Source organism: Delftia tsuruhatensis NBRC 16741, assembly GCF_001571325.1.
Lineage (GTDB): Bacteria > Pseudomonadota > Gammaproteobacteria > Burkholderiales > Burkholderiaceae_C > Comamonas > Comamonas tsuruhatensis.
Map to the genome: position 1 here is coordinate 1 of NZ_BCTO01000018.1, position 12,741 is coordinate 12,741.

General features: G+C 68.9%; 11 protein-coding genes. 6 read left to right on the plus strand and 5 right to left on the minus strand.

Annotated elements, in window-relative coordinates; genetic code table 11:
* Window positions 1-13 precede the first annotated feature (13 nt).
* On the minus strand, window positions 14-1,606 hold the full coding sequence (locus DTS01S_RS07755; RefSeq protein ID WP_046238978.1) for a benzoate-CoA ligase family protein: 1,593 nt from the start codon (window positions 1,604-1,606) through the stop codon (window positions 14-16).
* Between the two features lie 174 nt (window positions 1,607-1,780).
* Here DTS01S_RS07755 and DTS01S_RS07760 point away from each other — a divergent pair, with 174 nt between their 5' ends.
* From DTS01S_RS07760 to boxA, 4 genes are all read left to right on the plus strand, one after another.
* Window positions 1,781-2,695 (plus strand): helix-turn-helix transcriptional regulator, encoded by a 915-nt coding sequence (locus DTS01S_RS07760; protein ID WP_013799986.1) that lies wholly within the window; start codon window positions 1,781-1,783, stop codon window positions 2,693-2,695.
* 194 nt (window positions 2,696-2,889) lie between these two features.
* Entirely contained in the window at window positions 2,890-4,560 is a 1,671-nt protein-coding gene (boxC, locus tag DTS01S_RS07765; RefSeq protein ID WP_016452271.1) for a 2,3-epoxybenzoyl-CoA dihydrolase, read from the plus strand.
* A gap of 38 nt (window positions 4,561-4,598) precedes the next feature.
* Window positions 4,599-6,026: a benzoyl-CoA 2,3-epoxidase subunit BoxB gene (gene boxB / locus DTS01S_RS07770; protein ID WP_047217550.1), complete on the plus strand. Its 1,428-nt coding sequence runs from the start codon at window positions 4,599-4,601 to the stop codon at window positions 6,024-6,026.
* Window positions 6,027-6,052: 26 nt separating this feature from the next.
* Window positions 6,053-7,384, plus strand: coding sequence for a benzoyl-CoA 2,3-epoxidase subunit BoxA (gene boxA / locus DTS01S_RS07775; RefSeq protein WP_061287536.1), 1,332 nt, complete (start codon window positions 6,053-6,055; stop codon window positions 7,382-7,384).
* A gap of 167 nt (window positions 7,385-7,551) precedes the next feature.
* Here boxA and DTS01S_RS07780 read toward each other — a convergent pair whose 3' ends face one another.
* Together DTS01S_RS07780 and DTS01S_RS07785 are read right to left on the minus strand one after the other, a co-directional pair.
* Entirely contained in the window at window positions 7,552-8,319 is a 768-nt protein-coding gene (locus tag DTS01S_RS07780; protein ID WP_061287550.1) for an aspartate/glutamate racemase family protein, read from the minus strand.
* Window positions 8,320-8,333: 14 nt separating this feature from the next.
* Window positions 8,334-9,215 carry an amino acid ABC transporter substrate-binding protein gene (locus DTS01S_RS07785; protein WP_012202010.1) on the minus strand — a complete coding sequence of 294 codons (882 nt, stop codon included), beginning with the start codon at window positions 9,213-9,215 and terminating at the stop codon, window positions 8,334-8,336.
* A 222-nt stretch (window positions 9,216-9,437) separates the two neighbouring features.
* Here DTS01S_RS07785 and DTS01S_RS07790 point away from each other — a divergent pair, with 222 nt between their 5' ends.
* A complete protein-coding gene (locus DTS01S_RS07790; RefSeq protein ID WP_061287537.1) occupies window positions 9,438-10,667 on the plus strand; it encodes a D-amino acid dehydrogenase in 1,230 nt (409 codons plus the stop codon).
* A gap of 12 nt (window positions 10,668-10,679) precedes the next feature.
* Here DTS01S_RS07790 and DTS01S_RS07795 read toward each other — a convergent pair whose 3' ends face one another.
* The gene (locus tag DTS01S_RS07795; protein ID WP_016452275.1) at window positions 10,680-11,585 is read right to left on the minus strand and encodes a LysR substrate-binding domain-containing protein; all 906 of its coding nucleotides are present in this window, start codon (window positions 11,583-11,585) and stop codon (window positions 10,680-10,682) included.
* 18 nt (window positions 11,586-11,603) lie between these two features.
* Window positions 11,604-12,176, minus strand: coding sequence for a cob(I)yrinic acid a,c-diamide adenosyltransferase (locus DTS01S_RS07800; protein WP_061287538.1), 573 nt, complete (start codon window positions 12,174-12,176; stop codon window positions 11,604-11,606).
* 181 nt (window positions 12,177-12,357) lie between these two features.
* On the opposite strand from DTS01S_RS07800, the gene DTS01S_RS07805 reads away from it, so the two are divergent.
* Window positions 12,358-12,717, plus strand: coding sequence for an EF-hand domain-containing protein (locus tag DTS01S_RS07805; RefSeq protein WP_061287539.1), 360 nt, complete (start codon window positions 12,358-12,360; stop codon window positions 12,715-12,717).
* Window positions 12,718-12,741: the final 24 nt, after the last annotated feature.

Here is a 12,741-nt window from a genome sequence, read left to right on the forward strand (position 1 = left end):
CCCCCTCCCTCGCTCAGCGAGTAGAGAGGGGGAAGCCGCGTAGCGGCTCAGGGGGTGTACTGGCTTCGCGCTCTCGGAGCCTGAAACGCTGGATCTTTCCGGTGGCGGTCTTGGGAAGTTCGTCCACGAACTCGATGAAGCGCGGGTACTTGTAGGCGGCCAGGCGCTGCTTCACGAAGGCCTTGAGCTCTGCCTCGGTGGCGCTGCAGCCGTCCTTGAGCACGACGAAGGACTTCGTCTTGAGCAGGCCGTCGGCGTCGGTCTTGCCGATCACGGCGGCCTCCAGCACGGCCGGGTGCTGCATCAGCGTGGCCTCGACCTCGAAGGGCGAGACATAGATGCCGCTGACCTTGAGCATGTCGTCGCTGCGCCCGGCATAGGTGTAGTAGCCATCGGCGTCGCGCACGTACTTGTCGCCGCTCTTGAGCCAGCCGCCCTGGAAGGTCTCGCGCGTCTTGTCGCGGTTGCCCCAGTACATGAGGGCGGCGCTGGGCCCCTGGATGAACAGGTCGCCCACCTCGCCATCGGCCACGGGGCGGCCGTCCTCGCCGCGCAGCTCCACGCGGTAGCCGTCCACCGGCTTGCCCGTGGTGCCGTAGCGGATGTCGCCAGGCCGGTTGGACAGGAAGATGTGCAGCATCTCGGTGGAGCCGATGCCGTCCACGATGTCGGCGCCGAAATGCGCCTTGAAGCGCTGGGCGATCTCGGCCGGCAGCGCCTCGCCAGCCGAGGAGCACATGCGCAGGCTGACCTGCTCGCGCGCGGGCAGCAGCGGCGAGGCCAGCATGCCCGCAAAGCCCGTGGGCGCGCCGAAGAACACCGTAGGCCGGTGCTGCACCCAGCGCGCGAAGGTGGCCTCGGGCGTGGGCCGCTCGGCCATCAGCAGCACGGTGGCGCCCACGCTCAGCGGAAAGCTCAGGGCATTGCCCAGGCCGTAGGCGAAGTAGAGCTTGGCGGCGGAAAAGCAGATGTCGCCCTCGCCCAGGCCCAGCACCGGGCCGCCATAGAGTTCGGCCGTCCAGTACGGATTGGCATGCGTGTGGACCGCGCCCTTGGGCTTGCCCGTGGAGCCCGAGGAATACAGCCAGAAGCCCGGGTCATCGCCCAGCGTGGGCGCCGGTGCGGGCAGCGGCGGCTGCGCCGCCAGCCAGGGCTGCAGGGGCGCAAAGCCTGCGGCGCGCGCCGCCGCTTCGTCGCCGGCCACCCAGACATGGCGCACCTCGTTGGGCGCCCGGTCCAGCGCCTGGCGCAGCAGGGGCAGCAGCGCATCGCAGGTCAGCACGGCCTGGGCGCGGCTGTGGCCCAGCATGTAGGCGTAGTCGTCGGCCGTGAGCAAGGTGTTCACCGCCACCGGCACCACGCCCGCATACAGCGCGCCCAGAAAGGCCACGGCCCATTCATGGCGGTCGTGCATGAGCAGCAGCACGCGCTCCTCGCGGTGGATGCCCGCCGCCAGCAGGCCGCTGGCCATGCGCTGCGCCTGCTGCTGCAGCTGGCCGTAGCTCAGCGTGCCGTGGTCGTCGATGTAGGCGATCTTGCCGGGCCGCCCCTCATTGAGCGCGAACAGGTGCGCGGCGAAATTGAAGGGCTGGGTGAAGTCGATCATCGGGGTCTCCTTCGACATCGGGCATCCGGCCCGACTTGTGATCTTCCGCGCAACATGCAATATTGTGCGTGCACCGGAAAGATAGTTAGAACGCCACCGAGCGTCAAGCACTATATTGCATGGCTGGTGTTAACCCCGACTGTTTATCATTCACGCCCTCTTCAAGGAAACTCTATGGACCAGTTCGAGACGGCAGCCCAGTCCGCCGGGGCGGCGGATTCCCTCTCAGAAGCCCCCAGGAACCAGGTGCTGCAGGCGCTGGGCGAGCGTGTGCGCAGCCTGCGCTCGCGCCGGGGCATGACGCGGCGCGCCCTGGCGGCGGCGGCCGATGTCTCGGAGCGCCACCTGGCCAACCTCGAATACGGCACGGGCAATGTGTCGGTGCTGGTCCTGCACCATATTGCACAGGCCCTGCAATGCTCCATGGCCGAGCTGCTGGGCGACGTGACCACCACCAGCGCCGAATGGCTGCTGATCCGCGAACTGCTGGAAGGCCGCGATGAAGAGGACCTGCGCCGCGTGCGCCTGGCCGCAGGCGAGCTGCTGGGCACGGCGCCCAGCGACCGCCAGCGCCACACGCGCATCGCCCTGATCGGCCTGCGCGGCGCGGGCAAGTCCACGCTGGGCCGCATGCTGGCCGAGCAGCTGGGCGTGCCCTTCCTCGAACTCAACCAGGAAATCGAGCGCATTGCGGGCTGCAGCGTGCGCGCCATCCACGACCTGTACGGTGCCAACGCCTACCGCCGCTACGAGCGCCGCGCGCTGGAGGAGGCCGTGCAGATCTACAGCGACGTGGTCATCGCCACGCCGGGCGGCATCGTCTCCGACCCAGCCACCTTCAACGAGCTGCTGTCGCACTGCACCACGGTCTGGCTCAAGGCCCAGCCCGAGGAGCACATGGCCCGCGTCGTGGCCCAGGGCGACACCCGCCCCATGGCCGCCAATCCCGAGGCCATGGACGATCTGCGCAGCATCCTCGAAGGCCGCGCCGGCTTCTACGCCAAGGCCGACCATGTGGTGGATACCAGCGGCCAGACGCTGGAGCAGAGCTTCGATCAGTTGAAGGCACTGTTCCTGCCCGCACGCTGAGACGGCGGCAGCAACCCACGGCATCCAGGCCCCAGGCCTGGATTTTTTTCGCCTGTACTGGCTGGTGTTTACCCTGGATATGGCCAAAACACGCACTATCGTGCGTGTTGCTGCGTGCATTTTTGGGATGAATCTGCATAATTGTGCCTACACCGTATCTGCGACTGCACTATTTTTCATCCAAGAGGCCGTCCATGCACCCGTCCAGCCCCACTGTCGATTACCGCACCGAGCCCGCCCAGTACCGCCACTGGTCGTTCACCGTCGAGGGCGCCATCGCCCGCATGCAGCTGAACATTGCCGAGGACGGCGGCATACGGCCCGGCTACAAGCTCAAGCTCAACAGCTATGACCTGGGCGTGGACATCGAGCTGCACGATGCGCTCAACCGCATCCGTTTCGAGCATCCGCAGGTGCGCACCGTCATCGTCACCAGCGGGCGCGACCGCATCTTCTGCTCGGGCGCCAACATCTTCATGCTGGGCGTGTCCAGCCATGCCTGGAAGGTGAACTTCTGCAAGTTCACGAACGAGACGCGCAACGGCATCGAGGACAGTTCGCGCCACTCGGGCCTGAAGTTCCTGGCCGCCGTCAACGGCGCCTGCGCGGGCGGCGGCTACGAGCTGGCCCTGGCCTGCGACGACATCGTGCTGATCGACGACCGCTCCTCCTCCGTCTCCCTGCCCGAGGTGCCGCTGCTGGGCGTGCTGCCCGGCACGGGCGGCCTCACGCGCGTGACCGACAAGCGCCATGTGCGCCATGACCTGGCCGACATCTTCTGCACCAGCGTGGAAGGCGTGCGCGGCCAGCGCGCCGTGGACTGGCGCCTGGTGGATGCCGTGGCCAAGCCCGCGCAGTTCGAGGCCGTGGTGGCCCAGCGCGCGCAGCGCCTGGCCGAGGGCAGCACGCGCCCCGCCAATGCGCAGGGCATCACGCTCACGCGCCTGGAGCGCGAGGCCACGGACGACGCGCTGCACTACCGCCATGTCAGCGTGCAGATCGACCGCGCGCGCCGCAGCGCCACGCTGACCGTGAAGGCGCCCACGCTTGGGCAAGGCCCGCAGCCCGCCACCCTCGAAGCCATCGAGCAGGCCGGCGACGCCTGGTGGCCGCTGGCCATGGGCCGCGAGCTGGACGACGCCATCCTGCACCTGCGCACCAACGAGCTGGACGTGGGCACCTGGCTGCTCAAGACCGAAGGCGATGCCGCCGCCGTGCTGGCCGCAGACGCCGCCCTGCTGGCCCACCAGGACCACTGGCTGGCGCGCGAGACGCTGGGCCTGCTGCGCCGCAGCTTTGCGCGGCTCGATGTGTCCTCGCGCACGCTGTTCGCGCTGATCGAGCCCGGCTCCTGCTTCGTGGGCATGCTGGCCGAGCTGGCCTTCGCGGCCGATCGCGCCTACATGCTGGTGCTGCCCGATGACACCGAGCGCGCCCCGCGCATCCAGCTGGACGAATTCAATTTCGGCCTGCTGCCCCTGGTCAACGACCAGTCGCGCCTGCAGCGCCGCTTCTACGAGGAGGCCGCGCCGCTGGAGGCCGCGCGCGCCGCCACGGGCCGCGCGCTGGACGGCGACCAGGCCCTGGCCCTGGGCCTGGTCACGGCCGCGCCCGACGACATCGACTGGGACGACGAGATCCGCATCGCCATGGAAGAGCGCGCCGCCATGTCGCCCGATGCGCTCACGGGCCTGGAGGCCAACCTGCGCTTTGCCAGCCGCGAGAACATGGTCACGCGCATCTTCGGGCGCCTGTCGGCCTGGCAGAACTGGATCTTCAACCGCCCCAATGCCGTGGGCGACAAGGGCGCTCTCAAGCTCTACGGCACGGGCCAGAAGGCCGGCTTCGACTTCAACCGCGTCTGACCGCAGGCACGCCCCGAAACATCCACGGAGACCCCACCATGAGCGCCATCAACTACAGCGAGAAGATCCCCAACAACGTCAACCTCGGCGAAGACCGCACCCTGCAGCGCGCGCTGGAGAGCTGGCAGCCCAACTTCCTGAACTGGTGGGGCGACGTGGGCCCCGAAGGCTCCACCGACTACGACGTCTACCTGCGCACCGCCATCAGCGTGGACCCGCAGGGCTGGGCCCAGTTCGGCCACGTGAAGATGCGCGACTACCGCTGGGGCATCTTCCTGAACCCGGCCGAGGCCGACCGCAAGGTGCACTTCGGCGACCACGCGGGCGAGAAGGCCTGGCAGGACGTGCCCGGCGAGCACCGCGCCAACCTGCGCCGCATCATCGTCACCCAGGGCGATACCGAGCCCGCCTCGGTGGAGCAGCAGCGCCACCTGGGCCTGACCGCGCCGTCCATGTACGACCTGCGCAACCTGTTCCAGGTCAACGTGGAGGAAGGCCGCCACCTGTGGGCCATGGTCTACCTGCTGCACAAGCATTTCGGCCGCGACGGCCGCGAGGAGGCCGAGGCCCTGCTGGAGCGCCAGTCGGGCGACGAGAACAACCCGCGCATCCTGGGCGCCTTCAACGAGAAGACGCCCGACTGGCTGTCCTTCTTCATGTTCACCTACTTCACCGACCGCGACGGCAAGTTCCAGCTGGCCGCGCTGGCCGAGAGCGCCTTCGACCCGCTGGCGCGCACCACCAAGTTCATGCTGACCGAGGAGGCCCACCACATGTTCGTGGGCGAGTCCGGCGTCTCGCGCGTGCTGCAGCGCACCTGCCAGGTCATGAACGAGCTGCGCACCGACGACGTGGGCCGCCTGCGCGCGGCCGGCGTGATCGACCTGCCCACGCTGCAGCGCTACCTGAACTTCCACTACAGCGTGACCATCGACCTGTTCGGCGCCGACCAGTCCAGCAATGCCGCCACCTTCTACAGCAGCGGCCTCAAGGGCCGCTACGAGGAAGGCAAGCGCGCGGACGACCACCGCCTGCACGACCAGCACTACAAGGTGCTGGAGGTCGTGGACGGCAGGCTGCAGGAAAAGGAAGTGCCCATGCTCAACGCGCTCAACGAGGTGCTGCGCGACGACTACATCAAGGACTCCAACGCGGGCGTGGGCCGCTGGAACAAGGTCATGGAAAAGGCCGGCATCGATTTCCGCCTCACCGTGCCGCACAAGGCCTTCAACCGCCAGATCGGCGCGCTGGCGGGCGTGCGCATGAGCCCCGACGGCCGCGTGGTCAGCGAGCAGGAATGGCGCATGCGCGAGGCTGAATGGCTGCCCACGGACGCCGACCGCGCCTTCGTCGCCTCGCTCATGGGCCGCTGCGTGGAGCCGGGCCAGTTCGCGGGCTGGATCGCGCCGCCGGTCATGGGCATCAACCGCCAGCCCGTGGATTTCGAATACGTGCGCTTCAACTGAAGCGCCGCGCCAGCAGGGAGTCGCCCATGACAGTCGCCTTGGTAGAACACGGCATCCTCACCCAGCACCTGATCGACCCGGAGATCTGCATACGCTGCAACACCTGCGAGGCCACCTGCCCCGTGGGCGCCATCACGCACGATGACCGCAACTACGTGGTACTGGCCGAGCAGTGCAACGGCTGCATGGACTGCGTCTCGCCCTGCCCCACGGGCGCCATCGACAACTGGCGCAAGGTGCCGCTGGCGAGCGCCTATCCCGTGGCCGAGCAGCTGCTCTGGGACGAGCTGCCCGAGGAGCTGCCGCCTGAGGCGCTGGTCCAGGCACTGGTTCAGGCACAGGCCACAGTGGACGCGCCCGCCGCCGAGGACCTGAGCCAGGCCCAGGCCGTGATCGCAGCGGCCGCCACGCGCGGTGCGGATGCGTCCCGGCCCGACGACCAGGCCGATACCCAGGTGTTGCGCAGCGCCAGCTACGGCGCCACCGTGCCGCCCTGGTCGGCCGCCCATCCGTACACCAACCTGCATGGCCCCAGGAGCCCCGTCACGGCCACCGTGGTCGGCAACCTCAACTGCACGGAGGCGGGCTTCGACAGCGAGACCCACCACATCGTGCTGGACTTCGGCAGCCAGCCGTTCCCCGTGCTCGAAGGCCAGTCCATCGCCGTCATCGCGCCCGGCACCGATGCCCAGGGCCGCCCGCATGTGGCGCGCCAGTACTCGGTGGCCAGTGCGCGCAATGGCGAGCGGCCCGGCTACAACAACCTGGCGCTGACCGTGAAACGCGTCACCCAGGACCACCAGGGCCGCCCCGTGCGCGGCGTGGCCAGCAACTACCTGTGCGACGCACGCATCGGCGACAGGGTCCAGGTCATAGGCCCGTTCGGCCAGTCGTTCCTGATGCCCAACCATCCCCGCTCGCACATCGTGATGATCTGCACGGGCACGGGCAGCGCCCCCATGCGCGCCATGACCGAATGGCGCAGGCGGCTGCGCAAGAGCGGCAGGTTCGAGGGCGGCAAGCTCATGCTGTTCTTCGGCGCACGCACGCCGCAGGAGCTGCCCTACTTCGGCCCGCTGCAAAGCCTGCCGCGCGACTTCATCGACAACAACCTGGCCTTCTCGCGCGTGGCCGGCCAGCCCCGGCGCTACGTGCAGGACCTGCTGCGCGAACGTGCGGCCGACCTGGCGGCCCTGCTGCGCGACGACAACGCGCACTTCTACGTCTGCGGGCTCAAGAGCATGGAGGAAGGCGTGGTGCTGGCACTGCGCGACGTGGCGCAGCAATCGGGACTGGACTGGGAGCAGATCGGTACACGCCTCAAGCGCGAAGGCCGGCTGCACCTCGAGACTTATTGACCCCCCCTGAGTCGCTTCGCGCCTTCCCCCGAAGGGGGGCATACGGGCACCCGGCGACACCCTCGGTGCGGGGCGGCGCGGCCGGCGTAGGCCCTTCCTCGGTGTCCCTGAGTGGAGCCGCGCCAGGTTCCTAGGCAGTTATTGAATGGCGCGCAACACCTTAAAAACTAATGCGCTGGAGCTCGGACCTGTCCATAGGCATCGCCGGCCAGGGCCTGGGCCAGTATCCAGGCAGGGTCCACCAGCTCGGCGCCGCGCGCCAGCGGCGACTGCGGCAGGGCCAGCGGGATCTCGGTGCAGCCCATGATCACGGGCACATCGCCATGGCGCTGCAGCAGCGGCGCCAGCACCTCGCCGAAGCAGCGCGCGGCCAGGTCCATGTCGCCCTGCTTGACGCCGTCGTAGATGCCCTGCATGAGCCGCGCGCGACCATCGGCATCGGGCCGCAGCGCGGTAATGCCGCACTCGGCCAGTGCCGCGTCGTACAGGCCGCTGTCATAGGTGCCCTGCGTGGCCAGCACGATGGCCTGTTGCGCGCCGCCGGCTTGCAGGTGCAGGGCGGCCTGGCGCGCGATGTGCAGTACATGCAGCTGCGGAAACAGCGCCTGCAGCTGCCCATGCCAGGCATGGGCCGTGTTGCAGGCCAGGGCCACGCTGCGCACGCCCAGCGCCGCCATGCGGCCCACGCCCTGCAGCAGGTGCTGGGCCGGCCCCGTGGGCGACTGCGGGTCCGCGCGCAGCGCCGCGCTGCGGTCGGGCATGGGCAGTTGCACCAGCCAGTGCTCGGGATAGGCCTGGTCATGCACGGGCAGGCCCTGCTGCTGCAGGTGCGCCGTGCAGGCCTGCACGAACAGGCGCACGAAATCCGCGCCTGCGGCCGGGCCCATGCCCCCGAGAATGCCCACCGCGCGCGGGGGCTGAAGCTGCTGCTGCATGCTGCGATCCGAAATCAAAAAGCGGGTTTGTCGCTGAGGTCCTGCAGGTTTTTCTGCAATTGCTCGCTCATCGGCAGGCCCAGGGCCACGTTCCTCGGGGCAATGGGCTGCATGAACCACTTGTCATACAGCCTGGCGAACGCGCCCGACTTCATCATGTCGCCGATCACGCCATCGACCAGCTGCTTGAACTGGGGGTCGTCCTTGCGCAGCATGCAGGCATAGGGCTCGACCTGCAGCGAGTCGGCCACCACCTCGAAGTCGCCGGGATTCTTGGCCGTGGGGATCAGGCCGAAGAGCAGGATGTCGTCCATGCCGAAGGCCGCGGCGCGGTCGTTCTCCACCAGCAGGAAGCCGTCCGCATGGTCCTTGGCCATGACGATGTTCATGCCCCAGGCCTTGTCGGCATTGGCCTTGCGCAGCACCTGCAGGTTGGTGGTTCCCGTGGTGATGGCCACGGTCTTGTCCTTGAGGTCGGCGTAGTTTTTGATGCCCGAACTCTTCTTCACCAGCAGCCGCGTGCCCGTGTAGAAATGGTTGATGGCAAAGGCCACCTCCTTGCCGCGCACCGTGTTGTTGGTGGTCGAGCCGCATTCCAGGTCGATGGTGCCGTTGGCCAGCAGCGGCATGCGGTTCTGCGAGGTCACGGCCTGCCACTGCACCTTCAGATCGGGCCGGTTCACCGCCTTCTTCACGGCCTCGGCCACGGCCTGGGACATCTCCACCGTCATGCCGATGGGCTTGCCGTTGTCCAGGTAGCTGAAGGGCACGGAGGACTCGCGGTAGGCCAGCGTGATGCGGCCGCTGTCGCGCACCTTGGCCAGCGTGTCGGCATGGGCCGCAGCCAGGCCTCCCAGGGCAAGGGCCGCGCACAGCGCGGTGGTGTGAAGTTGCATGCTTGTCTCCTCGTCTTTGGTGGATGTGCGGCCAGTGTAGGAAGGGCGGCGGCCTTTGCGGAATGACAATATCGGGCCGGTCCATGCCCGCCGGTTATGGGCTGTCGCCCTGCCCTGAGCAGCAGCCCCCGGCCATAACCTGCGTGCATGGCCCGTGTGCCAAATGCCATGGCCCGGCCTGCCGCGCGCGGCCTACAGTGCGGCTGCATGGAGAAACGATCAATGCATGTCTGCATCGTGGGCGCCGGCATCGTCGGCCTGGCAACGGCCTGGGCGCTGCGGCAGGCCGGCCACCGCATCACCGTGCTGGACCGCGCACCGGGCCCCGCCCAGGGCGCCAGCGGCGGCAATGGCGCGCAGCTGAGCTATTCCTACGTGCAGCCGCTGGCCGACCCCGGCATCTGGAAGATGCTGCCCCGCCTGCTGCTGCAAAAGGATTCGCCGCTGGCCTTCCGCCTGCGCGCCGACCCCGCGCAATGGGCCTGGGGACTGCGCTTTCTGGGCGCCTGCAATGCCCATGCCTCGGCCGAAGGAACGCGCGCCCTGCTCGCCCTGGCCGCCGAAAGCCGCCAGGCCTTCGAGTCGCTCCAGGCCGACGAGGCACTGGCCTGCGACCTGCACACGCCGGGCAAGCTGGTGCTCTACCCCACCCAGCAGGCGCTGGATGCCGCCGCGCAGCAGGTGGCACTGCAAGCGGGCCTGGGCGGTGCGCCGCAGCGCATCGTCAACGCCGCCGAAGTGGCGCGCATCGAACCCGCGCTCGCCCGCTACGCGCAGCACATTGCAGGCGCCGTACACACGCCCAGCGAAGCCGCAGCCGACTGCCGCCTGCTGTGCGAGCAACTGGCCGCCCGGCTCACCGCACGCGGCGCCGAACTGCGCTACGGCGTGGAGCTGCAGGGCTTCGAGCGCGAAGGCGACGCCATCACCGGCCTGCGCACCGCCGCAGGCCCGCTGCCGCTGCGCGCCGACCACTACGTGCTGGCCAGCGGCTGGGAAAGCGCGGTCCACGCACGCCAGCTGGGCCTGCGCATTCCCGTCTATCCGCTCAAGGGCTACAGCATCACCGCCGATGCCGCCGCGCAGCTGCCGCACGCCGCGCCCCGGGTCAGCGTCACCGACACCGCACGCAAGGTCGTCTTCGCACGCATCGGCGAACGCCTGCGCGTGGCCGGCATGGTGGAGATCGTGGGCCGGGACACGCGCACCGACCCGCGCCGCATCGCCAGCCTGCGCCGCTCCACGCAGGAGGTCTTCGCCGACCTGCCGCTGGACGGCAACCTCCACCCCTGGACCGGCATGCGCCCCGCCACACCCACCGGCCTGCCCCTCACCGGCCGCCAGCGCGGCGGTCCGCGCAACCTGTGGCTGCAGACAGGGCACGGCGCGCTGGGGCTGACGCTGGCGTTCGGATCGGCGCAGAGGCTGGTGGGGCAGATGGAGCAGGCCTGAAACCCGCAGGCCTCAGCCAGCCAGCAACTCGCGCAAGGCCTTGCGCATTTCCTCGGTCATTGCCCGTGCCAGCACCGACCCTGGCCGCTGGGGCAGGCTCAGGGCATTCACACCCACCGTGATGCGCGGCAGCAGGGGGACGACATGGACCTTGCGGCGGTCGGCGGCCAGGGCGGTGCAGCCGTCCATGATGGCGGCGCCCAGGCCGTACTCGGCCATGGACAGGGCCGCGTGGTAGGTCTGCACGGTGACCACGGGCGACAGGCCCACGCCGTGCTCGCGGCAGGCCTGGCCCAGGCGCATGCCCAGCGGGTCGCGCGCATCAAGCGCGACCACGGGCAGCTCGGCCAGGTCCTTGAGCTCCATCCCCTCTTCGCGCACGCGCGAGGGCGGCAGCAGGCCCTTGGGCAGCACGCAGAACATGTCCACCTCGGCCAGCAGCTCATGCTCCAGCGCGGGCTGGCCCACGGAGCTGATGACGAAGCCCACGTCGGCCTCCTGCAGCAGCAGGGCCGAGACCACCTGGGGCGTGTGCAGCGCCTGCACATGGACCTGCACCTGCGGGTGGCGGCGCCGAAAGCCGGCCACGGCGCGCGGCAGCACCTCGCGGCTGAGCGCGAAGACGGTGAGCACGGTGAGCCGGTCCGCTGCCCGGCCATGGCGCAGGTTGTCGGCCAGGCGCTGGACCTCGTCGAGCTGCTCGAACAGCTTCTCGATGTGGGGGAACAGCGCCAGCGCCTCATTGGTGGGCGTGAGCCGCCCGCGTGCGCGCTGGAACAGCGCAAAGCCCAGCTGCAGCTCCGCATGCTGCAGGGTGCGGCTGACGGCCGGCTGGGTGATGTTGATCAGCCGTGCGGCAGCGCTGACGCTGCCGGTCTGCATGACGGCATTGAAGACCTCGATGTGGCGCAGGCGCATGGGCCGTCCTCAGCACGGTCACTCTTGAGCGGACTGCGCGCGCGCCAGCCGCTCGCTTTTCCAGTACACGTCGTCGCCGCCATCCATGCGGTTGAGCACGCGTGCCAGCACGAACAGCAGGTCGGACAGGCGGTTCAGGTATTGGCGCGGCGCGGGCCGCATGGCCTCGCCCTGCTCCAGCGCCACCACCATGCGCTCGGCACGGCGCGCCACGGTGCGGCAGACATGGGCCTGGGCCGCTGCGCGGCTGCCGGCCGGCAGGATGAATTCCTGCAGCCGGGGCAGCTGCGCGTTGTAGTGGGCCAGCGCTTCATCGAGCTGCAGCAGGGCCTCGTCCTTGAGCAGTTCATAGCCGGGAATGGACAGCTCGCCGCCGAGGTTGAACAGCTGGTGCTGCACATCGACCAGCAGCTCGCGCACGTCGCCGGGCAGGGCCTCGCACAGCAGCAGGCCGATGTGGGAATTGAGCTCGTCCACATCGCCCATGGCGTGCGGGCGGCCGCTGTTCTTGGAGACGCGCGTGTTGTCGCCCAGGCCCGTGCTGCCGTCGTCTCCGGTGCGCGTGGCGATCTGTGTCAAACGGTTGCCCATGGGCGTTCTCCTTGGCGGTGCGGGGGTGGAAAGCCGGACCCGTAACGGCCCAACACCCAATTGTGCGTTACAGGCGGCACGCAAATGTTGTAGCAGGCAACAGCCGGCAAAAGTGCTGGCCCTGCTGCGCTGCAACAGGTGGAATGCAGTCATGTTCCACGTTCGACAAGGAGTTCGACACATGACCTCTCAACTGCGCAAAGTCTCCGGTTTTGAAATCCGCAGCGTGATGTTGTTCGCGGCCATTTCGCTGGGCAGCGTCGCTGCCATGGCGCAGGCTCCGTCCACGGCACCGCAGCCGACGTTTGGCGGCGGCTCGGCAGCAGGCGTGCAATCTGCGCCAGCACCCGTAGCACCAGCGGGCGGCGCCAACGAGGTGCAGGCCGCATTCGACCGCGCCGACACCAACCGGGACGGCAAGCTGAGCAAGAAGGAGGCCGAGGCCCTGCCCGCCGTGAGCAGCAATTTCGCCCAGATCGATGCCGACAAGAACGGATCGCTGTCGCGCGATGAATTCAGCAAGGCTGTCCAGCCGCGCTGACACCCGTATGCCTGGCGGCTGACC

Coding starts and splice junctions, on each gene's coding strand:
- DTS01S_RS07755 (WP_046238978.1), bottom strand. CDS start 1,606: ATGATCGACTTCACCCAGCCCTTCAATTTCGCCGCGCACCTGTTCGCG.
- DTS01S_RS07760 (WP_013799986.1), top strand. CDS start 1,781: ATGGACCAGTTCGAGACGGCAGCCCAGTCCGCCGGGGCGGCGGATTCC.
- boxC (WP_016452271.1), top strand. CDS start 2,890: ATGCACCCGTCCAGCCCCACTGTCGATTACCGCACCGAGCCCGCCCAG.
- boxB (WP_047217550.1), top strand. CDS start 4,599: ATGAGCGCCATCAACTACAGCGAGAAGATCCCCAACAACGTCAACCTC.
- boxA (WP_061287536.1), top strand. CDS start 6,053: ATGACAGTCGCCTTGGTAGAACACGGCATCCTCACCCAGCACCTGATC.
- DTS01S_RS07780 (WP_061287550.1), bottom strand. CDS start 8,319: ATGCAGCAGCAGCTTCAGCCCCCGCGCGCGGTGGGCATTCTCGGGGGC.
- DTS01S_RS07785 (WP_012202010.1), bottom strand. CDS start 9,215: ATGCAACTTCACACCACCGCGCTGTGCGCGGCCCTTGCCCTGGGAGGC.
- DTS01S_RS07790 (WP_061287537.1), top strand. CDS start 9,438: ATGCATGTCTGCATCGTGGGCGCCGGCATCGTCGGCCTGGCAACGGCC.
- DTS01S_RS07795 (WP_016452275.1), bottom strand. CDS start 11,585: ATGCGCCTGCGCCACATCGAGGTCTTCAATGCCGTCATGCAGACCGGC.
- DTS01S_RS07800 (WP_061287538.1), bottom strand. CDS start 12,176: ATGGGCAACCGTTTGACACAGATCGCCACGCGCACCGGAGACGACGGC.
- DTS01S_RS07805 (WP_061287539.1), top strand. CDS start 12,358: ATGACCTCTCAACTGCGCAAAGTCTCCGGTTTTGAAATCCGCAGCGTG.